We start from the raw sequence: 22,016 nt of genomic DNA on the forward strand, positions 1-22,016 counted from the left end.
TAACCGATGATTAACCGGGCGCTATTCTAAAGTGTAGGGATTATCTGAGCTTGCATCTTTTCACGGCATAATCTGCGCTTAATCCGCTGCACTTTTAATCCCCCCATCTTTCATGAAGGGTTCAGCATGCACGTACTGGTCTGTGAAGACGACGAACTGATCGCCAGCGGCATCGTGGCCGGCCTCGGAGCCCAGGGCTTTACAGTCGAGCGCGTGGCCACGGCCGCCGCTGCGCGCGCGATGCTCAAGGCGGCGACCTTCGACATCATGGTGCTTGACCTCGGCCTGCCCGACGAAGACGGCCTCAAGCTGCTGCAACAGTTGCGCAGCCAGGGCCTGGAGATTCCGGTGCTGATCCTCACCGCGCGGGATTCGGTGACCAACCGTGTCGACGGCCTGCAAGCCGGTGCCGATGACTACCTGCTCAAACCCTTCGACCTGCGCGAATTGGCCGCACGCCTGCAAACCCTGCTGCGCCGGATGGCGGGGCGCAGCGTCAACCTGATCGAGCACGGCCGACTGACCTACGACCCGAGCAGCCGCGAAACCCTGTTGGGCGGCCAGCCGGTGGACCTGTCCCGACGTGAACAGGCGCTGTTGCAGGCGCTGCTGCACAACAAGGGCCGGGTGCTGTCCAGCGAGCAACTCAAGGACAGCGTCTACGGCTTCAACGATGAACTGGAAAGCAACGCCCTCAACGTGCATATCCATCACCTGCGGCGCAAGTTGGGCAATGGCATCGTCGAGACCGTACGCGGCCTGGGTTATCGCCTCGGCCCGGCAGACGATGGCGAGAACGTTTCGTGAAAAGCCTGCGCCTGCGCCTGACGTTCAAGCTCGGCGCCGCGTTTGTGCTGATCTGGGCACTGGCGGCGGCCTGGATGCTCAACGACCTGCGCAATCAGATGATGTTCTCCCTCGACCAGCGTCTGGTGGCGTCGGCGCGCATGGTGGCGGGCCTGACCGAGCAGATGCCGGGCCTGGCCAGTGTCAGCGGCGGCGCGCATTTCAGCGCCGAGCAACTGAATGTGCCGGGGGGCATGGCGTGCCAGGTCAGCTCCTTGCGCGGGGAAATCCTCGCCCGCAGCCATACCACGCCGGATGAGGGCCTGGAGTCGCGCAAGAGCGGCTTTCGTGACCAGGTCATCGATGGCGTGGGCTGGCGCAGTTTTACCCTGTCCCGTGGCGACCTGTTGATCACCACCGCCGACCGCCAGGTGGAGCGCGAGGCGCTGAACCTGTCGATCCTGCTCGCCGCCTCGGTGCCGGTGGGCGTGGCGATGCTCGGTTGCCTGTGCCTGTTGTGGCTGGGCATCGGCCAGAGCCTGCTGCCGCTCAACCGCATGCGTGACGCGCTGATGCGCCGCAGTGCCGATTCCCTCGAGCCGTTGCAGATCCACCCGCTGCCCAGCGAGCTCAAGCCGCTGCTCGACACCCAGAACCAACTGCTGCAACGCATCGCCAAGACCATCGAGCGCGAACGCCGCCTCACCGGCGACGCCGCCCACGAGCTGCGCAGCCCGTTGACGGCGATCAAGACCCACCTGCAAGTGGCGCGCATGACCGAAGGCGCGGCCCGCGACCAGTCCCTGGTCCATGCCGAGGAGGGCGCCGACCGCTTGCATCGCACCCTGGAGCAATTGCTGCTGTTGGCGCGGGTGGAAGGCAGCCTGTCATTCGACGATGGCGTGCAGTCCAGCGCCGAGGAAGTCGCACGGCTGGCGATCCAGGATGCGAATGCCGGCGATAATGGGCGTATCGACCTGAACCTGGCGGATAACCTCAGCGAAACCCCGGTGGACATGCCGGTGGGCCTGGCAGTTGCCGCCCTGCGCAACCTGCTGGACAACGCCCTGCGCCACACACCCGCAGACACACGGGTGGAGCTCAGCGTGTTTACCGCCGCCGATCACGTGATCTTCCGCGTGCGCGACCACGGCAAGCAGATCTCCCCCGAAGACCTGCAATACCTCACCCAACGCTTCTGGCGCAACGGCAACAGCGAGGGCTGTGGCCTGGGCCTGGCGATCGTGCAGGCGATCGTGCAGCGCTGTTCCTGCTCATTGAAGTTCGACAGCCAGGTGGATGGCCTGCGCGTTGACCTGGGCATGCCGTTGCGGCGCTGACCGCGTTCTTTCACGTGCCAAATAGTTACCGCCCGCTTGAGGTGCAAGCCTTCAGGATGGCGGTAATTTTTTTGCGCTTGAACGGGCCGAAAGACTCGGCCTGTATTGAAAAGGACGGTTCTTATGTTGGTCATCGATACCAGTTTCCCCGCCAGGGATTTCAACGAACGTCACGGCGAACCCGTGCGGCAGGTGATCCTGCATTACACCGCGGCCCCGTTCGCCTCCTCCTTGCGCACCCTCACCCGTAACGGGGTCAGCGCGCATTACCTGCTGCCGGATCCCCATGAGCCCGGCTACCGCGCCGCCGGGTATGACGAGTTGCGCGTGTTTCGCCTGGTGCACGAAAACCAGCGCGCCTGGCATGCCGGGGCGAGCCACTGGGGTGGGCGCGATAACCTCAACAGTCGGGCGATCGGCATCGAAATCGTCAACCTGGCCCGGGATGACGGCGGCGTATTCACCTTTCCCGCGTACGGCCAGGAGCAGGTGGCGGTGTTGATCGCATTGCTTCGCGACATCCTTGGGCGTTACCCGCAGATCGGACCGGCCGACATTCTTGGGCATTCGGACGTGGCGTACTGGCGCAAGAGCGATCCGGGACCGCGCCTGCCGTGGCGCGGTTTGTTCGAGGCGGGAGTCGGGGCGTGGTTCGACGAGTCGACGCGGGCCATGTACCAGCGCCGGTTTTGTGTCGGGCTGCCGCCTGAAGTGGAGGTGGAGCGGGCATTTCAGCGCTATGGCTATAAGCCGGCGCAGAATCGCCAGGCGTTCGAGCAGCGCACCCGGGCGTTTCAGATGCACTTTCGGGCGCGGGATTATGGTGGTGTGTTGGATGCCGAGACCTGCGCGATCCTGTATGCCCTGAATGAAAAGTACCGCGGACTTTGACCTCATCCATCAGTCAACCATCACTGCCCCCTAAATCCTTTTCTCGCTGGTGCGTCTCCAGAACAGGAAATCCGTGCGCATGCCCTTGGGCCAGACGCCAACGGATCGGCAGTTTGGTCACCATCATCCGCGTATTGAGGGATCGAGAGATGTCAGTCGCTACCAGCCGTATCGAAGATACCCAGGTGCATGAAACGCTTTATCAGTTCGACGAAAGCCCGCTGCTGGCCCGCCAGCGCCAGCAGGAATCCAACGCCCGCAGTTACCCACGGCGCATTCCCCTGGCGCTCAAGCGCGCCAAGGGGATCTACGTGGAAGACGTGGAGGGTCGCAGTTTCATCGACTGCCTGGCCGGCGCCGGCACCCTGGCGTTGGGTCACAACCACCCGGTGGTGATCCAGGCCATCCAGCAAGTGCTGAGCGACGAACTGCCGTTGCATACCCTGGACCTGACCACGCCGGTCAAGGACCAGTTTGTGCAGGACCTGTTCGGCCTGCTGCCGGCGGAACTGGCGCGGGAAGCCAAGATCCAGTTCTGCGGCCCCACCGGTACCGATGCCGTGGAAGCGGCGTTGAAATTGGTGCGCACTGCCACGGGGCGCAGCACGGTGCTGTCGTTCCAGGGCGGTTATCACGGCATGAGCCAGGGCGCGTTGAGCCTGATGGGCAGCCTGGGGCCGAAAAAACCCTTGGGTGCCTTGCTCGGCAATGGCGTGCAGTTTTTGCCATTCCCTTACGACTACCGTTGCCCGTTCGGTCTCGGCGGCGCAGAAGGCGTGCGGGTCAATCTGCATTACCTGGAAAACCTGCTCAACGATCCTGAAGCCGGGGTGTTGCTGCCGGCGGCGGTGATTGTCGAGGTGGTGCAGGGCGAGGGCGGGGTGATCCCGGCCGATCTCGACTGGCTGCGCGGCCTGCGGCGTATCACCGAACAGGCCGGCGTGGCGTTGATTGTCGATGAGATTCAGAGCGGTTTCGGCCGTACCGGCAAGATGTTTGCCTTCGAGCACGCCGGCATCATTCCGGATGTGGTGGTGATGTCCAAGGCCATCGGCGGCAGCCTGCCGTTGGCGGTGGTGGTGTATCGCGACTGGCTCGACACCTGGCTGCCGGGCGCCCATGCCGGGACATTCCGTGGCAATCAGATGGCCATGGCGGCCGGTTCGGCGGTGATGCGCTACCTCAAGGAGCACGACCTGGCCGGCCATGCGACCGCCATGGGCGAGCGCCTGGGCGAACACCTGCGCATCCTGCAGCGTGACTACCCGCACCTGGGGGATATTCGCGGGCGCGGGCTGATGCTCGGCGTGGAACTGGTGGACCCGGACGGCACCCTGGATATCCAGGGCCACCCGCCGGTGCATCGCCAGCTGGCACCGCTGGTACAGCGCGAATGCCTCAAGCGCGGCCTGATCCTCGAGCTGGGCGGCCGGCATGGCAGCGTGGTGCGCTTCCTGCCGCCACTGGTGATCAGCGCCGCCGAGATCGACCGCGTGGCCGAGATCTTCGGGCGCGCCCTGGCGGCAGCCGTCGCCAGCCTCTAATTTTTTGGCGTGTTGGTACGTTTCTACAGATATCAGCGCTGCGCGTGGTGCGCAGCCAGCCTTTGAGCGATGGAGAACAGCAATGACCTCAGTATTTGACCGCGACGACATCCTGTTTCAGGTAGTGGTCAACCATGAAGAACAGTATTCCATCTGGCCCGACTACAAGGCCGTGCCGGAAGGCTGGCGCACCGTGGGCAAGAGCGGCCTGAAGAAAGAGTGCCTGGCCTACATCGAAGAAACCTGGACCGATATGCGTCCGTTGAGCCTGCGCCAGAAGATGGACGGCGCAACGCTGGCCTGACGCAAAACCTTCAGTAGGCCGGCCTGTTATGGTGGGCGGGCCTGTTGTGGCAAGCAGGCTTTTTGTGGCAAGCGGGCTTGTTGTGGTGAGCGGGCTTGTTGTGGTGAGCGGGCTTGCCCCGCGCTGGGCTGCGCAGCAGCCCCAAAACCAGCCGCTGAGTTATGTCTGATACACCGAGTGCTTCTTGAGTGGGGCTGCTTCGCAGCCCAGCGCGGGGCAAGCCCGCTCACCACAATAAGTTCACCACAAACCACAACAAGCTCATCACATTCGCCATGACCTTACGCGTTCTTGTCCTTCTCCAACCCCCCCGCAGCCCCCGTCACCACCTGCACACTCAAGCGCGGCGTGGCCAGGTCCAGACCGGCTTCATCCAGATGCCGCTTCAGCGACAGGTTGAACGCCCGCGACACTTCCCACTGCTTGATCGGCGCCGTCTTGAAGCGCGCGCGCAGGATCGCACTGCCTGACTCGAAGCTTTCCACCCCCTGGATCTCCAGCGGCGACCAGATATTGCGGCGTTGCAGCGGATCGTTGCGCATTTTCTGGCCGACATCGCGCATCAGCTTGATCGCATCGTCGATTTCCATGTTGTACGGGATCGCCACCCGGAAGATCGCATAGCCGAACTCCCGCGAGTAGTTCTTGATGCTCTTGATCTCGCTGAACGGGATGGTGTGCACGATGCCGTCAATGTCGCGCAGGCGCACGGTACGGATGGTCAGGCCTTCGACGGTGCCGAGGTGGCCGCCGACGTCCACGTAGTCATCGATGGCCAGGGAGTCTTCGATGATGATGAACAGGCCGGTGATCAAGTCGGCCACCAGTGACTGCGCACCAAAACCGATGGCCAGGCCGATCACACCGGCACCGGCCAGCAGTGGCGTGACGTTCATGCCCATGTTCGCCAGGGCGACGATGGCGGCGATGATGAAGATGGTCACGAACAGCACGTTGCGGATCAGCGGCATCATGGTCTGCGCGCGGGCATTGGCCAGGCCTTTGCGCGAGCGGGTGAGGGCGTGATGGATGGCGGTGTCGCTGAGGATCCAGATCAACCAGGCAAATAGTAGCGTGCCGCCCAGGCCGAACAGCTTGACGCTGATTTCATGGCCGTCGCCTTCGGTAAAGCGGATCAGCGACAGGCCCCACACCCGCAGCCCGAGTTCGATAAACACCAGCCACACCACCAGGTGGGCGAGGGTGTAGACGAAGCTTTTCAGGCGTTCGGAGTACAGCGCATGGCGCTTGTGCCCCCGTTGCGGCTTGAGCGCATGGCGCCGCACCAGGCCGTTGATCACCATGCACAACACCAGCAACACCGTGCACAACAGCGACTGGCGCAGGGCGGTGCTGGTGTCGCCGGCGGAGACGAAGGTGGCGAACAGCGAGATGCCCACCAACAGCAAGGCGGGGATGTACCAGAAGGTGCCGACGATCTCGATGGTGTCGCTGAGGGCGCGGCGGGTCAGGCGGCGCGACAGGGGCTGGTTGCGGATCAGGTGGGCGATCGGCCGTCGGAAACGCAGGATGAACACGCCGGTGGACAGCGCGGCCATCACATTGGCGACCGTGGCCGCCGTGTGGGCCAGGTGCTGGCCGAGCGCAGCCACCAGCCGCGGGTCGCTCAAGGCTTCACCGAAGGCGGCAAAGCTGCCGATCCACCACAGCGGGCGGAACGCCTGGTGGCGCAGGATATACAGCGCGCGGTGGCGGTGCGGGCCGTCGAGCAGGGAGAAGGCAATCACGCAGATCGCCGAGAAACAGGTGCCGACCACCAGCGCATACGCCAGCACCATCGCCAGGGATTTGCCCAGGGACGAGGGCAGGGCGTAGCTCAGGTAAACCGTGATCACCAGCGCGATCAGCCAGGGCCCCAGCTTGCGCAGGGCGAAGCGCAGCATGTCCCAGGTACGCGGGTGTTGCGGCAACTCCTCGGGCAGGCCGAAGCGCTCGCGTACCCGGTGGCTCAGCCAGATCAACGCGGCTGCCAGCAGGCTCCATACCGCGAGAATCACTGCAAAGCCGAAAATGATCGGCAGCCATTCGCTGGCCGGCAGCATCAGGGCGCTGAGTTCGTCCTTGGCCAGGTCGATTTCATTCGACCAGCGCCCCAGCGGGCTGTCGGCGCCGGAGAACTGCTGCTCCAGGCCCGACAGCGTACTGCCGATCAGCCCGAGCACGCCTTGCTCGGCGGCGGGCTGGGCCTTCTGGGTAGCGGCGCGCAGCTTCTTCAAGTCGCTCAGCAACTGGGTGCGTTGCTGGTCGTTTTCCAGGGTCTTGATCACCTCGTCCAGCGACTGCCCCAACGGCACTTCGGCCTGGGGTTGGGCCTTGGTGGTGCCGAGCAGCCCGGGCAGGCCCACCGCTTGGGCGGACGAGAGCGGCAGCAGCGTGAGCAGGGCGATCAGGAAACAGCAGGGCAGGGCAAACAGACGGGAAAGCACGAGGCGGTCAACCTTGGAAACGACGGGTTGAGCGAGTGTACGAGTGCAAGCGTCATTCGGCCAGTTTGGCGAGGATCTTGTACACCACGGTGCCCAGGATCAGCAGCATGCCGACCCACATGCCGAACACGCCGAGGGGCTTGTCGCGGAAGTTGAAGCCGACGGCGAGCATGATCATGCCGATCAGGATAGGGATAAGCATGGCGTGGAAGGAGGACATGGAGATCATGGGGCGACGGCCTTGTCGGAGTGGGAATACTGACAAGTCTAGGTCGGATTGCAGGAAATGCAGGTGATGCAGATCAGGTGGACGTAAACCAAATGTGGGGGGCAAGTGCGAATCGTCGCACCGCCCCTCCCACATGTTGACGACATCCAGTCCTGGTCTTAGGGCAGGTCGTGGCTGGCGTAGAACGCGCCCAACACCTTCACCAGATGCGCCAGGTCATGGCTGCCGCACAGTTCACGAATGGAGTGCATGGCAAACGTCGGCAAACCGATATCCACCGTACGCACACCCAGGTGGCTGGCGGTGATCGGGCCGATGGTCGAGCCGCAGCCCATGTCGCTGCGCACCACGAAGCTCTGCACCGGCACTTCCTGGGCCATGCACAGGTGACGGAAGAACCCGGCGGTTTCGCTGTTGGTGGCGTAGCGCTGGTTGCTGTTGACCTTGATCACCGGGCCGGCATTGAGCTTGGGGCCGTGGTTGGCGTCGTGCTTGTCGGCGTAGTTGGGGTGTACGCCGTGGGCATTGTCGGCCGACACCAACAGGGATTTCTGAATGGTGCGTACGAATTCATCACCTTCCGGCAAGAGTCGACGCAGGGTCTGTTCCAGCATCGGGCCATCGGCACCGCAGGCCGAGCAGGAGCCGACTTCCTCGTGGTCGTTGCACACCAGCACGCAGGTTTCGTCGCTCTCGCTGGTGAGCAAGGCTTGCAGGCCGGCGTAGCACGACAGCAGGTTATCGAGGCGTGCGCCGGCGATGAAGTCGCCGTTCAGGCCGATGACGGCGGCGCTCTGGGTGTCGTAGAAGCTCAACTCGTAGTCGAGTACCACATCGGCGTTCAGCCCATGCTCCCGTGCCAGCTGCTCGGTGAGCACGGCACGGAAGTCCACGCGTTCATCACCGGCAAATTGCGCGAGGATCGGCGGCAATTCGGTCTGGGCATTGATCGCCCAGCCCTGGTTGGCTTCACGGTTCAGGTGAATGGCCAGGTTGGGGATGATAGCGATGGGCAGCTTGAAGTCGATCAGCTGGCTTTCGACCTTGCCGTCGCGACGGAAGGTGACGCGGCCGGCCAGGGACAGGTCGCGGTCGAACCACGGCGCCAGCAGCGCGCCGCCGTAGACTTCCACGCCGAGTTGCCAGAAGCCCTGGCGTTGCAGCTCAGGCTGGGGCTTGACCCGCAGGCACGGGCTGTCGGTATGGGCGCCGACCAGGCGAATCCCGCCTTGCAACGGCGAATGGCGGCCGAGCTTGAAGGCGATGATCGAGGAATCGTTGCGGGTCACGTAGTAGCGACCGTTGGCTTCGGTGGCCCAGGTCTCGCGCTCGTCGAGGCGCTGGAAACCGGCCGCTTCCAGGCGCTGGGCCAGGGCGGCGGTGGCATGAAAAGGAGTAGGGGAGGCCTTGAGGAAGTCGATCAGGCCTTGATTCAACGCTTCGCGCATAAATAGCTCCAGACAGCAATGCGCGGAGTTTACCGTTCGAGGGCGAGAAGTGCACAGAACAAATGTGGGAGGGGGCAAGTCGCACCGCCCCTCCCACATGTACTGTATTTACAGCTTTAGAAGGGCGCCGGGCACTCAAAGCGCAAGCGCTCACCGCTTTGCGGGTGAGTGAAGCTCAGCATGCTCGCGTGCAGGCACAGGCGCGGCCAGGCAGCCAGGGCCTGTTCATGGGCATACAGGCCGTCACCGAGCAACGGATGCCCGATGGACAGCATATGCACGCGCAACTGGTGCGACCTTCCGGTAATCGGCGTCAGCTCGACGCGGCACCAGTCGCCACAGCGTTCCAGCACTTTCCAGAAGGTCAGCGCATGCTTGCCGAACTCGTGGTCCACCACATGGCGCGGTTTGGTCGGCGGGTCGTAGCGCAGGGGCAGGTCGATGCTGCCGCTGTCCAGTTCCGGCTGGCCCCAGGCCAGCGCGGTGTAGGCCTTTTCGGTTTCGCGGTCGTGAAACTGGCGGGACAGTTCGCGATGGGTATCGGCATCCCGGGCCAGCAGGATGATCCCCGAGGTTTCCCAGTCCAGGCGATGGACGATGCGGGCTTCGGGGTAGCCGTTTTCCTGCAGGCGGGTGATCAGGCAGTCCTTGTTGTCATCGGCGCGGCCGGGCACCGAGAGCAACAGGGTCGGCTTGTTCACCACCAGGACAGCGTCGTCCTGATGCAGGATATGAATAGTGGACAGCGGCATTAAACAGCCTCGCAACAAACGCCAACGGCGGCTCGACCACCCGGTTCCCGCGAAGGGATCAAGGTGACCGAGCCGCCGTGGCGGCCGCCTGTTCGATCAACGATCAGGCAGGGTGATATTGAGTTCCAGAATCGAGCAGCTGCCGTCATTTTCCAGGGCGACATGCACGTCATCGTTGCCGATATTGACGTACTTGCGGATCACCTCCACCAGCTCCTTCTGCAAGGCTGGCAGGTAATCCGGGGTACTGCGTTGGCCGCGTTCGTGCGCCACGATGATCTGTAGACGCTCTTTCGCGACCGACGCGGTGCTTGGCTTTTTGTTGGCGCGAAAGAAGTCGAGAAATTTCATTGTTTAGTTGCCTCCAAAGATACGCTCGAAGAATCCCTTCTTCTTAACATCGAGGAAGCGATGTTCCACGGTCTTGCCCAGCAAGCGATCAACCGCATCGCTGTACGCCTGGCCGGCGTCGCTCTGGTCGTCGAGAATCACCGGGACGCCCTGGTTGGAAGCCTTCAGCACGGCCTGGGATTCCGGGATCACACCCAGCAGGGTCACGGCGAGGATTTCCTTGACGTCTTCAACACCGAGCATTTCGCCGTTGCTGACGCGCTCAGGGTTGTAGCGGGTGAGCAGCAGGTGTTCCTTGATCGGGTCCTGGCCTTCCTCGGCGCGCTTGGACTTGCTGGCCAACAGGCCGAGCATGCGGTCCGAGTCACGTACCGAAGACACTTCCGGGTTGGTCACCACGATGGCTTCATCGGCGAAGTACATCGCCAGGTGAGCACCGGTTTCGATACCGGCCGGGGAGTCGCAGACCACGTACTCGAAGGTTTCCTTCAGTTCAGCGAGGACCTTGCCTACGCCTTCCTTGGTCAGCGCATCTTTGTCGCGCGTCTGGCTGGCGGCCAGTACATACAGGTTCTCAAGGCGCTTGTCCTTGATCAGGGCCTGTTGCAGGTTGGCTTCGCCGTTCACCACGTTGACGAAGTCGTACACCACGCGGCGTTCGCAGCCCATGATCAGGTCGAGGTTACGCAAACCGACGTCGAAGTCGACGATGACTGTCTTGTGGCCGCGCAGAGCGAGGCCGGTACCGATAGCGGCGCTGGTGGTGGTCTTACCCACACCACCCTTGCCGGATGTAACCACGAGAATCTTGGCCAAGGTGTTTCACCCCTAAGGAAAAAGGACTTTTCAGCCCCTGAAAAACATCTCTTGGAACTCGCCGCAGGCGGACAGCCTTTGTAGGAAAAAAGACGGGTTTTCGCAGGAAAAACGCCAACCTTCAAATGTTCCTACGCAAGTAATGCCAGTTTCGCTGTGCTATCAGAGTCTAGAGATGCTTGGAAAATGCGGCAGTATCCGTTAAAGACGGATGATGTTCAACACATCGCCCGACAGGCTGACCTGCACCGCGGCTCCCCACAGCGGATCGCGGCGCAAATCTTCCGAAACCTTGTACTGGCCCGCGATGGACACCAGCTCAGCGGTCAATTGCTGGCAAAAAATGCGCGCCTTGGTATCCCCCTTGATGCCGGCGAGGGCACGTCCGCGCATCGGGCCGTATACATGGATATTGCCATCGGCGAGAAGTTCCGCGCCGGGACTGACCGAAGAGATCACCACCAGGTCGCCGCCCTGGGCGTAAATCTGCTGTCCGCCGCGTACGGGCGTGGTGATTATCTTTGTAGGCTTGATCGTCGGTTCCGCTGGTTTTTCCGGTTTTTTCTGCACTTCGCCGACCAAAGGTTCCAGTGGACGCTCACGCGCGCCGGAGGGTGGCAGTACTGGCAGTTCAATGGCGATGGCGGCGGCAATGTCTTCGATGCGGCTGGCACGAATCGCCAGGGTTCGCAGGCCGTGGGAGCGGCACACGCGCATCAGGCCGGGCAGGTCGATGCTGCCCTGGCCGGCCGGCAGTTTGTCCAGGGCCAGTACCAGCGGGGCGTTGTTGAAGAAGTTCGGCGCCAGGGCGACCTTGGCGGCGAGCTGGCGGTCCAGGGCGTCGAGGTCGTTGCGGGCCAGTTCCAGCACGGTGATGGCGAGCATGCTGCCTTTCAGCTGGAACACGGGATCTTGGTCTAGCGGTTCGGTTTGGCTCATGGTCGGCAAAAAGCGGCTTGTCACGAAAAGTGTCGAGACTTATAACGAGAACACTCACTGGCCGCAAGCCGAGTCGAACCGTTGTAGAATGCGCGGCCCTGTCTTTCCCGGAATCTGTAATGGATCGCCCGCGTTTTCGAGCTGTATTTTTTCACCCGCGCTTTTGGCTGTTATGGCTGGGACTCGGCCTGCTGTGGCTGGTGACCCAACTGCCGTACCGTGCGCTGCTGACCATTGGTCGCCTGCTGGGTGCAGGCATGTACCATGTGGCCGGCGAACGTCGCCGCATCGCCGCCCGCAACCTGGAACTGTGCTTCCCGGAAAAATCCCCCGCAGAGCGCAAGAAGCTGCTCAAGGAAAACTTCGCCTCCACCGGCATCGCCTTCTTCGAAATGGCCATGAGCTGGTGGTGGTCGCGCCAGCGCCTGGCGCGCCTGGCCCATGTCGAAGGCCTGGAACACCTCAAGCAGGCCCAACTGGATGGCAAGGGCGTGATCCTCATGGCCCTGCACTTCACCACCCTGGAAATCGGCGCGGCCCTGCTGGGGCAGAAGCACACCATCGACGGCATGTACCGCGAGCACGGCAACCCGCTGTTCGACTATATCCAGCGCCGTGGCCGCGAGCGGCATAACCTCGACTCCCTGGCGGTCGAGCGCGAAGACGTGCGCGGCATGCTCAAGCTGCTGCGTGCCGGCCGCGCCATCTGGTATGCACCGGACCAGGACTACGGCGCCAAGCAAAGTATCTTCGTGCCGCTGTTCGGCATCCAGGCCGCCACCGTGCCTGCCACCAGCAAGTTCGCCAAGCTGGGCAAGGCGCTGGTGGTGCCGTTCACCCAGCAGCGCCTGGCGGACGGCAGCGGTTACCGCCTGGTGATCCACCCGCCGTTGACCGACTTCCCCGGCGAAAGCGATGAAGTCGACTGCCTGCGCATCAACCGGTGGGTGGAAGCCTCGGTGCGTGAATGTCCCGAGCAATACCTGTGGACCCACCGCCGCTTCAAGAGTCGGCCACCGGGCGAACCCAAGCTGTACGAAAAACGCCGTCGCTAAGACCGACTTTCCCCCACATGGAGTGATGCAATGCGCGCAGCTGAACCGGTTACAGGCTTGATTCTTTCAGGCGGCGGGGCGCGAGCGGCGTATCAGGTGGGGGTATTGGCGGCGATTGCCGAGCTGTTGCCGCCGGGGGCGCCCAATCCGTTTCCGGTGATCGTCGGCACGTCGGCCGGTGCGATCAATGCGGTGAGCCTGGCCAGCGGTGCGATGGACTTCACGGCGGCGATCCAGCGCCTGACTGCGTTCTGGCAGGGGTTTCGCAGCCACCTGGTATTGCGCAGCGATTGGCCGGGGGTGGTGCGCCAGGCGAGTCGCTTCTTTACCCACAGCTTGCTGGGGCTGGGCCGGCAGTTGCCGGTGGCGCTGCTCAACAGCTCGCCGCTGCGGGACTTGTTGCAGGACAAACTGCATTTGGCAGGTATCGACGAGGCCATCCGCCAACAGCACCTGCATGCGGTCGCCGTCACGGCCTTCGGCTATGAATCCGGGCAGGCGGTGACCTTCTATCAGGGCGGCGGCACCATCGACGCCTGGTTGCGCCATCGGCGTATCGGAGTGCCGACGCAACTGACCGTTGAACACCTGCTGGCCAGTTCGGCGATCCCCTTGCTGTTTGCCCCGGTGAAACTCGACCAGGAATACTTCGGTGACGGCGCGGTGCGCCAATCCGCCCCCATCAGCCCGGCGCTGCACCTGGGGGCGACCCGGGTGCTGGTGGTGGGTGTCAGCGGTAACCCGCGGGGCAATGAACCGATGGCGCAACGCACCTATACCGGCCAGGAGCCGACGTTGGCCCAGATCGGCGGGCATATGCTCAACAGCACGTTCATTGACAGCCTGGAAAGCGATATCGAACTGCTGGAGCGTCTGAACCAGTTCAGCCATCACCAGCCAGCCGACAGCGCGGCCCGTGGCCTGGCACCGGTGGAAGTGCTGGTCATTGCGCCAAGCCAGCCGATCGACGAAATCGCCGCAAGGCATCGGCAGGAATTGCCGGCGGCATTGCGTCTGTTCCTGCGTGGGCCGGGGGCGACCAAGACGAGCGGGGCAGGGGTGCTGAGTTACTTGCTGTTCGAGGCGGGGTATTGCAGCGAGTTGATTGAGTTGGGCAGGAAGGATGCGCTGGCCAAGCGTGAAGAGATCATGCGGTTCCTGGGCCTGCCGCCTATCTGAATGTGGGAGGGAGCAAGTCCCTCCCACATGTGTCTTGCAGTAGCTTTTAGAAGTGATACTTGACCAGGAAGCTCGCCGTGTCCTGGGTCGTCTTGAACGCGCCGGAATCCTCGATCCCGTACTTGTTCTTCCAGTAGTCGTATTCAAAGCCCACGTACAACTGCTTGTCGCCCCAATGCAGCGCCTTGCCCAAGTCGTATTTGACCTGCGGGTTGAAGTGCAGGTTGGCGTGGTAAGTGCCACGGGCGTTCTTGTCGTTGTCCACCACCCAATCCATGAAGCCGTCGATCAGGATATTCGAGTTGCCCACCGGCAGGGTGTACGACCATACCGGGGTGATCTGCCATACACCGTCGCCTGGGCGATTGCCTTCGGTCTGGCGCTGGTAGAAGTTCAGCTGGAAGTAGTCGAAGCCCGGGATGTTCAGGTCGAAGCCAGGGCCGAGCAGGTACGACTCGTTGTCGCCTTCGCCGAACTCATACGTGAAGGCCAGCAACACATCCTTGATCGGGCCGAAGGACAGGTCCTGGTCGAAAATCTTGCCGAACGACAGTCGCGGGCTGATCTCACCGTAATACGTGCTTGGGCCGACGTTGCCGTCTTCCTTGCCGTTGTAAAAGATGCGGTCGACGAAGACGAAGTTGTCGCCGTACTTCCAGGCATCGGCATGTTCGAACGTTACGGTTTGCTGGATCTGCGGGTTGACGGTAAAGCTCTTGCCCCACAGATACGTCAGGCTGTTGTTCTGCCACTGCAACAAGTCACCGGCCACGGCCTGGCCGCCGGCCAGCAGGGATCCCGCCAGCATCAGGCCTTTGAACAGAGGTTTCATTCGGTTGCTCCCGAGTTAAAGTTTTATGGTTTTTCTTCTACACAAGCGCTCTGGTGCGGCGCCTTTAGTGGTTACAAAAGTGGTCTGAATGGTCAGCTTTATTGCTACAGCAAGACCCGCGCCAAGGCGGTAAACAACCGTCGATTCAAGCGGGCGCGGAGAATACTGGCTCCCACGTCAGGGCTCAAGTGCGCCGTTACAGCGCGCACAGGGCGACAATGGGGCACGTGTCAGGTATGGGCGGGGTCGACTACGGGGCGTTCGGCCCCGCCGAGAATGTTGAACAGGATATTCAGCGACAGTGCGCTGAGGGTCGCCATGGCGATGCCGCTGTGGGTGATCGGGCTCATCCACACGGGCAACTGTGCGAAGAACTCCGGGCGCACCACGGGGATCAGGCCCATGCCGATGCTCACCGCCACCAGCAACTGGTTGCGACGGTCGGCGATATCGGCCTCCTGGAGGATCTTGATGCCGGTGGCCGCCACCATGCCGAACATGGCGATCGCCGCCCCGCCGAGCACCGCCGGGGGAATCGACGCCACCAGGTACGCGGCCTTGGGCAACAGGCTGAGCACAATCAGGAAGGCACCGGCCATCATCGTCACCGAGCGGCAGCGCACGCCGGTCATCTGCACCAGGCCGATGTTCTGCGCGAAGGAGGAATGGGTGAAGGTGTTGAAGAAACCGGCGAAGAACGACGCACCGGCATCACACAGCAAGCCACGGCGCAGCATTTTCGGCGTGACGTCCTGGCCGGTGATCTTGCCCAGCGCCAGGAACATTCCGGTGGATTCGACGAAGATAATCACCACCACCAGGCACATCGACAGGATCGGCGCCAGTTCGAACCTGGGCATGCCGAAGTGCAGCGGCGTCACCACTTGCACCCACGGCGCCTGGGCCAGGCCGCTGAGGTCAACCATGCCGATGGCCCCGCACAGGGCGTAACCCAGGCCCATGCCGATCAGCACCGAGATATTCACCCAGAAGCCGCGCATGAAGCGGTTGATCAGCAGGATGGTCGCCAGTACCAGGGCGGCAATCGCCAGGTAAATCGGTGAGCCGAAGGTGGCCGCTGCGCTGCCGCCACCGGCCCAGTTCACGGCCACGGGGAACAGCGACAGGCCGATGGCCGTGATCACGGTGCCGGTCACCAGCGGCGGAAAAAAGCGTACGACCTTGGACATGAACGGTGCGATCAGCATGCCGAAGAACCCGGCGGCGATGGTAGCGCCGAAGATGCCCTGCAAGCCGATACCGGGCATGCCGGCCATGGCGACCATGCTGCCCACAGCGGCGAAACTGGCGCCCATCATCACCGGCATACGGATGCCCACCGGGCCGATGCCGAATGACTGCACCAGGGTGGCGATGCCGGCTACCAGCAGGTCGGCGTTGATCAGAAAGGCGATTTCTTCACGGCTCAGGCCGGCGGCCTGGCCAATGATCAGGGGGACGGCGACGGCGCCGCCGTACATCAGCAAGACGTGTTGCAGGCCTACCAGAATCAGTTGCAAGAGGGGCAGCCGCACCATGGCGGGTGCGGCAGGAATCTGCGGTTCGACTAACTCGGTCATGCAACACCTCGGATCTTTTTTATTTTTGTGTTGTGTGGAACGCAATCTTCAAAACACTGCAGGTCCAAATGTGGGAGGGGGCAAGCCCCTCCCACATTGGAACTATGTGAATCTGTTAGTTGGTACGCGCCCCCTGATTGATCCACGTGCCAATCAAATCCCGCTCCTGCTGGGTCATCTGGGTGATGTTGCCCAACGGCATGATCTGGCTTGCCACGGCCTGCGCCTGGATACGTGCCGCCTGTTGCTGGATCTGCGCCGGTGTATCGAACATCACGCCGGCCGGGGCGGTGCTGAACAGCGGGCTGGTGGGTTTGGCCGAATGGCACACGGCGCAACGCTCCTGGATCACCCCGTGGACCTTGTCGAAATCAATCGTCGCCTGGGCAGGCGCAGGTGCGGCGGCCGGAGCTGCCGGCGCGGCGGGTTTCAAGCCACCGCCCAATGCGGTTTCCGGCAACGGTTGGTACTCAATGGCCGCCGGTGCCTTGGCGACTTCCGCCACCGGCTTGGGCCCGGTCACATACGCCAGGCAAATCATGGCCAACGCACCCACGGGCAAGGTCCACGCATACTTCTGGCTGTTATGCCGCGTGTTGAAGTAGTGCCGCACCAGCACCGCCGCCACCGCGATCCCGGCCAGGATCAGCCAGTTGTATTGGCTGCCGTAGGTGCTCGGGAAGTGGTTGCTGATCATGATGAACAGCACCGGCAGGGTGAAGTAGTTGTTGTGCCGTGAGCGCAGCAGACCCTTGGCCGGCAGGGCCGGATCGGGCGTGCGGTGCTCGGCGATCGCCGCCACCAACGCGCGCTGCGCCGGCATGATGATGCGGAACACGTTACCGACCATGATGGTGCCGATCACCGCGCCCACGTGCAGGTACGCACCACGGCCGCTGAACACTTTGCTGAAGCCGTACGCGGCGGCAATCAACAGCACGAACAGGATCAAGCCGAGCAGGGCAGGGCGTTTGCCCAGGGCCGAGTCGCAGAGGAAGGAGTAGATGAACCAGCCGGCGAACAGTGAGCCGATGCCCAGCAAGACGCCTTCGCCGCCACTGAGGCTGCTGCCGGGGGCGAGCAGGTAGAGCGTCGGGTTGAGGTAGAACACCACGCACAGCAGCGCGACGCCCGACATCCAGGTGAAATAGGCTTCCCATTTGAACCAGTGCAGGTTGTCCGGCATGGTCGGCGGGGCCAGTTTGTATTTTTCCAGGTGGTAGATACCGCCACCGTGGATCGCCCACAAGTCACCGGACAGGCCGTCCTTGGGGTTGACGCGGTTGAGGTTGTTTTCCAGCCAGACGAAGTAGAACGAAGCGCCGATCCAGGCGACGCCAGTGATCATGTGAACCCAGCGCACGCTGAGGTTCAGCCATTCCAACAGATGTGCTTCCACAGTCTTTACCTCTCGCCTGTCACCCTTGTTGTCGGGTGATCCGGCCTTCTCTTATTGGTGGGGGGCGAGGATCAACCGCTCATCCTCTTTGAAAAAATGCTCATCGCAGTTATTGCCTGTGCCACTGCGATCAACCACCAGGAAGTCATCCCGCTTTTCGATCGTCAGCACCGGGTGGTGCCAGACGCCGCGATGGTAATTGATGCCCTGCCTGCCGTTGGTGACGAAGGCGCGGACCAAGCCTGATACAGGTGCATCGCCAAGTGGCGCGACCACGATCAGAAAGGGGTTGCCGAGCAGCGGAATGAAGGCCTGGCTGCCCAGCGGGTGTCTCTCCAGCATGCACACGGTCAACGGCATATCCAGCGCGTCGGCGCGGAAGATGCTGATGATCGCGTTGTCTTCAGGCTGTGCGGTTTCTACCGTTGCCAGCTTGTGAAAGCGCATGGTCGACCCGTTGTTGATCATGAAGTGATCGCTGCCGTCGGTTTCGATAACGTCTCCGAAAGGGGCGAAGGCTTCTTTGGTCAGGGGTTCGATCATCAGTGTGCGCATGGCTGTCTTCTTATCCGAGTTCTGTGTTGTTAAAACTATTTTGTGTGTGGCAATGAGCTTATGTGGTGAGCGGGCTTGCCCGCGCTGGGCTGCGAAGCGGCCCCAACAAGATCACTGCGTTTCTTCTGTGAAAACGCGGTGTCTGCTTCCAGGGTCGCTTCGCGCCCCAACGCGGGCGGTGCGACGATTCGACAAGCCCGCTCACCACAACAAGCTCTTTTGCCACAGGATTCAGCGTTTACCTGGAGACTTTACCCAGCACACGCAGGCGACTCACACCGCCATCCGGGAACACGTTCAGGCGGATATGGGTGATCGGCCCCAGCGCCTTGATCTGCTCGGCGAAGGTGTGTTCGGCGTGCATTTCCAGTTTCTGTGCCGGCAGCAGTTCGCGCCAGAACAGCGACTGGGTTTCGATCTGGCTGTCGGTGCCGCCCTTCACGAAGGCGCCCTGGATCGAGCAGGTGTCCGGGTAGTTGCCCTTGAAGTGCAGGGTGTCGACGATGATCTTCTCGATTTCGCCGGGGTGGCCCAGGGCGACGATCACCCAGTCATTGCCTGGCGTGCGACGGCGGGCGGTTTCCCAGCCATCGCCCATGTTGACGCCACGGCCTGGGTTGAGAATGTTGCTCATGCGCCCGAAGTGTTCATCGGAACACGCCAGTGCGCGACCACCGTTCAATGCGGCAGCCAGGTCGATCTGTTCGTTGTCGCCCACTGCCGACCAGTCGCGGAACGGCACGCCGTACACACGCAGACGGGCCACGCCGCCATCCGGGTAGATGTTGAAACGCAGGTGGCTGAACGCCTGGTCGTTGCTGATCTCGTGGTAGTGGTGGCTGTTGCCTTGCAGCTCGACGGCCGACAGGACTTCTACCCACTGGGTGTTGTCGTCAGGCTCGCCCGAGGCCAGGAAGCAGGCTTCCAGGGAGGCCGACGGCGGGTAGTTGCCGGTGAAGAATGACGTGTCGATGTCCACGCCCTTGATCGAGCCCGGTACGCCCAGGCGGATCACTGCGCTGTCGTAGCCTTCGAAGCGCTTGCGGCGTGACTCCCAGCCGTCCATCCACTTGCCGTTGTCATCGAAAACGCCCTCCTTCCACACGGCCGGGGTCGGCTGGAACAGGCGGTTGGCGTCGGCGAACCAGTCATCTGTCACGGAGATGATCTTGGTGCCCAGGCGGGCGTCGGCCAGGTTGACGAACTTTTCGAAAGGTACGGCGTAAGCTTTCATTCTTCTTGTCTGCCTTAAATTGAGTGGCTGGGGATGGTCGTTTAGAGGGTCAGTAAACGGAACAACGCGATCTTGTTGATCTCGTCCAGCGCGCACTTGAACTCGGCATCCACCGAGTTGTGAATGCGGGTTTCGAACGCGGCGAGAATCTGGTGCCGGTTGCTGCCTTTTACCGCCATGATGAAGGGAAACTTGAACTTGGCCTTGTAGGCATCGTTCAGCTCGGTGAAGCGTGAGAACTCTTCGGCCGTGCAGTGGTGAATCCCCGCGCCAGCTTGCTCATCGGTGCTGGCTTGGGTGAGTTGGCCCTGGACGGCCGCTTTGCCGGCCAGGTCCGGGTGAGCGTTGATCAACGCCAGCTGACTGGCGTGATCGGCGCTCAACAGGATGTCGCTCATGCGCTGGTGCAGGGTTTCGATCTGGTCGATCGAGGCGTCCTGGCCCAGGTCGAAGGCCTTTTCGGCCACCCATGGCGAGTGTTCGTAGATGTCGGCGAAGGCCTGGACGAAGGCGTCACGGCTCAAGGTCGAAGGTTTCAAGGTCTGGAAAGCGGTCATTTTGCCGCTCCCTGAAAAGGGTGTACGTCATGCCAGTGGCGGGCGATGTCGACGCGGCGGGTGAACCACACCTGGTCATGGCCCTTGGCGTATTCGATAAAGCGCTTGAGGGCGGCCAGGCGCGCCGGGCGGCCGATCAGGCGGCAATGCAGGCCGATCGACAGCATCTTCGGTGCCTCGGCGCCTTCGGCATACAGCACGTCGAACGCGTCTTTCAGGTACTCGAAAAAGTCATCGCCCTTGTTGAAACCCTGCACCTGGGTGAAGCGCATATCGTTGGTGTCCAGGGTGTAGGGGATCACCAGGTGCGGCTTGCCGGTGGGGGTGTTGGGTTCCCAGTAGGGCAGGTCGTCGTCGTAGGTGTCGCAGTCGTACAGGAAGCCGCCTTCCTCCATCACCAGCCGCCGCGTGTTGGGGCCGGTGCGCCCGGTGTACCAGCCCAACGGGCGTTCGCCGGTCAGTTCGGTGAGGATGCGGATGGCTTCGAGCATATGCTCGCGCTCCTGGGCCTCGTCCATGTATTGGTAGTCGATCCAGCGGTAGCCGTGGCTGCAGATCTCGTGGCCGGCGTCGACCATGGCGCGGATCACATCCGGGTGACGCTGGGCAGCCATGGCCACGGCGAAGATGGTCAAAGGAATGTCGAATTCCTTGAACAACTTGAGGATGCGCCACACGCCGGCCCGGCTGCCGTATTCGTACAGCGACTCCATGCTCATGTTGCGCTCACCCTGCAGCGGCTGGGCCGAGACCATTTCCGAAAGGAAGGCTTCGGACTCTTTGTCACCGTGCAGAATGTTGCGCTCGCCGCCTTCTTCGTAGTTGAGTACGAACGACAAGGCGATGCGTGCCTTGCCCGGCCAGTGGGGGTGAGGAGGGTTACTGCCGTAACCGATCAGGTCGCGTGGGTAGTCAGCGCTCACTGCAGTCTTCCTTCTTGTTCGTGGTAGCAAGTGTGTGGCGGCCAGCGGAAAGACTGGGTGGCGTCACAGCGATGGGCTGATTGTATACAACTTAATGGTCACTTTGTAAGCCTGTATTTCCGCATTTTTTCCGTGGAGTTGCCGCCGTTCAGCACTGCAAGAAACTTGCCCGATTGGTCAGTAAACGGACAAAAGGTCTTTTAAAAGCAAGGCTTGCTGGGAAATCCCGTTGAGGATCGAGGCGTCGCAGCCTGTGCGAAACTTTGTGGTTTTTATTGTGTACAATTTTTATTAAAAGTGTCTTAATCGGCCTATCAGCGGCTTTTTGATGCCCCGTAAAGGTGCAGCCTATTTCACTTCATGCAAGGGAGCCCGCCCCATGGGACGACTGACGACACACGTACTCGACGCAGCCCACGGCTGCCCCGGCAGCGCCATCCAGGTTGAGCTGTACCGCGTCGACGGCGCGCAGCTGGAACTGGTCGCCACTGCGCTGACCAACAGCGATGGCCGCTGCGACGCGCCGTTACTGCAAGGTGATGACTACCGCAGCGGTGTCTACCAATTGCAATTCAGCGCCGGCGATTACTACCGCGCCCGCAGTGTGCAATTACCGGAGCCGGCCTTCCTGGATGTGGTGGTATTGCGCTTCGGCATCAGCGCCGAACAGGATCACTACCATGTGCCCCTGCTGATTTCGCCCTACAGCTACTCCACCTATCGCGGTAGCTGAGTCGTCACCTGGTTACACCCCCAAGCTCTTCGTTGGTTTTTCGCCCGCCCACACTGCGGGCTTTTTTTTGTGCGCGGCACCCGTCAATTATCTAGCGCCCCCTGGGCGTTTGCGCTGCATAG

General features: G+C 62.2%; 22 protein-coding genes. 8 read left to right on the forward strand and 14 right to left on the reverse strand.

What is annotated here, in order from left to right:
* The first annotated feature begins 126 nt into the window (after positions 1-126).
* The 5 genes from C8K58_RS12645 (at position 127) to C8K58_RS12665 (ending at position 4,865) form a co-directional block, all read left to right on the forward strand.
* On the forward strand, positions 127-807 hold the full coding sequence (locus C8K58_RS12645; RefSeq protein ID WP_027603901.1) for a response regulator: 681 nt from the start codon (positions 127-129) through the stop codon (positions 805-807).
* The gene (locus C8K58_RS12650; RefSeq protein WP_108573785.1) at positions 804-2,126 is read left to right on the forward strand and encodes an ATP-binding protein; all 1,323 of its coding nucleotides are present in this window, start codon (positions 804-806) and stop codon (positions 2,124-2,126) included. Before C8K58_RS12645 ends, C8K58_RS12650 begins: the two co-directional genes overlap by 4 nt.
* Positions 2,127-2,249: 123 nt before the next feature.
* A complete protein-coding gene (locus C8K58_RS12655; RefSeq protein ID WP_092355140.1) occupies positions 2,250-3,017 on the forward strand; it encodes an N-acetylmuramoyl-L-alanine amidase in 768 nt (255 codons plus the stop codon).
* A 149-nt stretch (positions 3,018-3,166) separates the two neighbouring features.
* A complete protein-coding gene (locus C8K58_RS12660; RefSeq protein ID WP_092355137.1) occupies positions 3,167-4,561 on the forward strand; it encodes an aspartate aminotransferase family protein in 1,395 nt (464 codons plus the stop codon).
* An 82-nt stretch (positions 4,562-4,643) separates the two neighbouring features.
* Positions 4,644-4,865 carry an MbtH family protein gene (locus tag C8K58_RS12665; RefSeq protein ID WP_027603905.1) on the forward strand — a complete coding sequence of 74 codons (222 nt, stop codon included), beginning with the start codon at positions 4,644-4,646 and terminating at the stop codon, positions 4,863-4,865.
* Between the two features lie 281 nt (positions 4,866-5,146).
* Here C8K58_RS12665 and C8K58_RS12670 read toward each other — a convergent pair whose 3' ends face one another.
* From C8K58_RS12670 to minC, 7 genes are all read right to left on the reverse strand, one after another.
* Entirely contained in the window at positions 5,147-7,312 is a 2,166-nt protein-coding gene (locus C8K58_RS12670; RefSeq protein ID WP_027603906.1) for a mechanosensitive ion channel family protein, read from the reverse strand.
* Between the two features lie 52 nt (positions 7,313-7,364).
* On the reverse strand, positions 7,365-7,541 hold the full coding sequence (locus C8K58_RS32500) for a hypothetical protein (protein WP_016970148.1): 177 nt from the start codon (positions 7,539-7,541) through the stop codon (positions 7,365-7,367).
* 158 nt (positions 7,542-7,699) lie between these two features.
* Complete coding sequence (locus tag C8K58_RS12675) at positions 7,700-8,989, reverse strand: M18 family aminopeptidase (RefSeq protein WP_027603907.1); 1,290 nt, start codon at positions 8,987-8,989, stop codon at positions 7,700-7,702.
* A gap of 116 nt (positions 8,990-9,105) precedes the next feature.
* Positions 9,106-9,741 carry an RluA family pseudouridine synthase gene (locus C8K58_RS12680; protein ID WP_027603908.1) on the reverse strand — a complete coding sequence of 212 codons (636 nt, stop codon included), beginning with the start codon at positions 9,739-9,741 and terminating at the stop codon, positions 9,106-9,108.
* 96 nt (positions 9,742-9,837) lie between these two features.
* Positions 9,838-10,092, reverse strand: a complete 255-nt coding sequence (gene minE, locus C8K58_RS12685; protein WP_003175252.1) for a cell division topological specificity factor MinE — start codon at positions 10,090-10,092, stop codon at positions 9,838-9,840.
* 3 nt (positions 10,093-10,095) lie between these two features.
* A complete protein-coding gene (gene minD / locus C8K58_RS12690; RefSeq protein WP_003175251.1) occupies positions 10,096-10,908 on the reverse strand; it encodes a septum site-determining protein MinD in 813 nt (270 codons plus the stop codon).
* A 201-nt stretch (positions 10,909-11,109) separates the two neighbouring features.
* A complete protein-coding gene (minC, locus tag C8K58_RS12695; protein WP_027603909.1) occupies positions 11,110-11,847 on the reverse strand; it encodes a septum site-determining protein MinC in 738 nt (245 codons plus the stop codon).
* Positions 11,848-11,966: 119 nt separating this feature from the next.
* Here minC and C8K58_RS12700 point away from each other — a divergent pair, with 119 nt between their 5' ends.
* Together C8K58_RS12700 and C8K58_RS12705 are read left to right on the forward strand one after the other, a co-directional pair.
* The gene (locus C8K58_RS12700; protein ID WP_092355134.1) at positions 11,967-12,902 is read left to right on the forward strand and encodes a lipid A biosynthesis lauroyl acyltransferase; all 936 of its coding nucleotides are present in this window, start codon (positions 11,967-11,969) and stop codon (positions 12,900-12,902) included.
* Between the two features lie 30 nt (positions 12,903-12,932).
* Positions 12,933-14,081, forward strand: coding sequence for a patatin-like phospholipase family protein (locus C8K58_RS12705; protein WP_027603911.1), 1,149 nt, complete (start codon positions 12,933-12,935; stop codon positions 14,079-14,081).
* Between the two features lie 46 nt (positions 14,082-14,127).
* On the opposite strand, the gene C8K58_RS12710 is transcribed toward C8K58_RS12705, so the two are convergent.
* From C8K58_RS12710 to puuE, 7 genes are all read right to left on the reverse strand, one after another.
* Entirely contained in the window at positions 14,128-14,913 is a 786-nt protein-coding gene (locus C8K58_RS12710; RefSeq protein ID WP_027603912.1) for an outer membrane protein OmpK, read from the reverse strand.
* 230 nt (positions 14,914-15,143) lie between these two features.
* Positions 15,144-16,493 carry a nucleobase:cation symporter-2 family protein gene (locus C8K58_RS12715; RefSeq protein WP_092355131.1) on the reverse strand — a complete coding sequence of 450 codons (1,350 nt, stop codon included), beginning with the start codon at positions 16,491-16,493 and terminating at the stop codon, positions 15,144-15,146.
* Positions 16,494-16,608: 115 nt separating this feature from the next.
* Complete coding sequence (locus tag C8K58_RS12720) at positions 16,609-17,892, reverse strand: urate hydroxylase PuuD (RefSeq protein WP_027603914.1); 1,284 nt, start codon at positions 17,890-17,892, stop codon at positions 16,609-16,611.
* Between the two features lie 51 nt (positions 17,893-17,943).
* On the reverse strand, positions 17,944-18,447 hold the full coding sequence (locus tag C8K58_RS12725) for an ureidoglycolate lyase (protein ID WP_027603915.1): 504 nt from the start codon (positions 18,445-18,447) through the stop codon (positions 17,944-17,946).
* Positions 18,448-18,685: 238 nt separating this feature from the next.
* On the reverse strand, positions 18,686-19,681 hold the full coding sequence (gene alc, locus C8K58_RS12730; RefSeq protein ID WP_027603916.1) for an allantoicase: 996 nt from the start codon (positions 19,679-19,681) through the stop codon (positions 18,686-18,688).
* A gap of 41 nt (positions 19,682-19,722) precedes the next feature.
* Positions 19,723-20,238 (reverse strand): 2-oxo-4-hydroxy-4-carboxy-5-ureidoimidazoline decarboxylase, encoded by a 516-nt coding sequence (gene uraD / locus C8K58_RS12735; protein ID WP_092355128.1) that lies wholly within the window; start codon positions 20,236-20,238, stop codon positions 19,723-19,725.
* Positions 20,235-21,161, reverse strand: a complete 927-nt coding sequence (puuE, locus tag C8K58_RS12740; RefSeq protein ID WP_092355125.1) for an allantoinase PuuE — start codon at positions 21,159-21,161, stop codon at positions 20,235-20,237. The genes uraD and puuE overlap by 4 nt, the downstream gene beginning before the upstream one ends.
* Before the next feature lie 379 nt (positions 21,162-21,540).
* Here puuE and uraH point away from each other — a divergent pair, with 379 nt between their 5' ends.
* On the forward strand, positions 21,541-21,894 hold the full coding sequence (uraH, locus tag C8K58_RS12745) for a hydroxyisourate hydrolase (protein ID WP_092355122.1): 354 nt from the start codon (positions 21,541-21,543) through the stop codon (positions 21,892-21,894).
* Positions 21,895-22,016: the final 122 nt, after the last annotated feature.

The organism is Pseudomonas sp. GV047, assembly GCF_003058245.1.
In the GTDB taxonomy this organism is placed as follows: Bacteria; Pseudomonadota; Gammaproteobacteria; order Pseudomonadales; family Pseudomonadaceae; genus Aquipseudomonas; species Aquipseudomonas marginalis.

Excerpts from the sequence above, each read along its gene's own strand:
- C8K58_RS12645 (WP_027603901.1), top strand. The coding sequence starts at position 127 with ATGCACGTACTGGTCTGTGAAGACGACGAACTGATCGCCAGCGGCATC.
- C8K58_RS12655 (WP_092355140.1), top strand. The coding sequence starts at position 2,250 with ATGTTGGTCATCGATACCAGTTTCCCCGCCAGGGATTTCAACGAACGT.
- C8K58_RS12660 (WP_092355137.1), top strand. The coding sequence starts at position 3,167 with ATGTCAGTCGCTACCAGCCGTATCGAAGATACCCAGGTGCATGAAACG.
- C8K58_RS12665 (WP_027603905.1), top strand. The coding sequence starts at position 4,644 with ATGACCTCAGTATTTGACCGCGACGACATCCTGTTTCAGGTAGTGGTC.
- C8K58_RS32500 (WP_016970148.1), bottom strand. The coding sequence starts at position 7,541 with ATGATCTCCATGTCCTCCTTCCACGCCATGCTTATCCCTATCCTGATC.
- C8K58_RS12675 (WP_027603907.1), bottom strand. The coding sequence starts at position 8,989 with ATGCGCGAAGCGTTGAATCAAGGCCTGATCGACTTCCTCAAGGCCTCC.
- C8K58_RS12680 (WP_027603908.1), bottom strand. The coding sequence starts at position 9,741 with ATGCCGCTGTCCACTATTCATATCCTGCATCAGGACGACGCTGTCCTG.
- minE (WP_003175252.1), bottom strand. The coding sequence starts at position 10,092 with ATGAAATTTCTCGACTTCTTTCGCGCCAACAAAAAGCCAAGCACCGCG.
- minC (WP_027603909.1), bottom strand. The coding sequence starts at position 11,847 with ATGAGCCAAACCGAACCGCTAGACCAAGATCCCGTGTTCCAGCTGAAA.
- C8K58_RS12700 (WP_092355134.1), top strand. The coding sequence starts at position 11,967 with ATGGATCGCCCGCGTTTTCGAGCTGTATTTTTTCACCCGCGCTTTTGG.
- C8K58_RS12705 (WP_027603911.1), top strand. The coding sequence starts at position 12,933 with ATGCGCGCAGCTGAACCGGTTACAGGCTTGATTCTTTCAGGCGGCGGG.
- C8K58_RS12710 (WP_027603912.1), bottom strand. The coding sequence starts at position 14,913 with ATGAAACCTCTGTTCAAAGGCCTGATGCTGGCGGGATCCCTGCTGGCC.
- C8K58_RS12715 (WP_092355131.1), bottom strand. The coding sequence starts at position 16,493 with ATGACCGAGTTAGTCGAACCGCAGATTCCTGCCGCACCCGCCATGGTG.
- C8K58_RS12725 (WP_027603915.1), bottom strand. The coding sequence starts at position 18,447 with ATGCGCACACTGATGATCGAACCCCTGACCAAAGAAGCCTTCGCCCCT.
- alc (WP_027603916.1), bottom strand. The coding sequence starts at position 19,681 with ATGAAAGCTTACGCCGTACCTTTCGAAAAGTTCGTCAACCTGGCCGAC.
- uraD (WP_092355128.1), bottom strand. The coding sequence starts at position 20,238 with ATGACCGCTTTCCAGACCTTGAAACCTTCGACCTTGAGCCGTGACGCC.
- uraH (WP_092355122.1), top strand. The coding sequence starts at position 21,541 with ATGGGACGACTGACGACACACGTACTCGACGCAGCCCACGGCTGCCCC.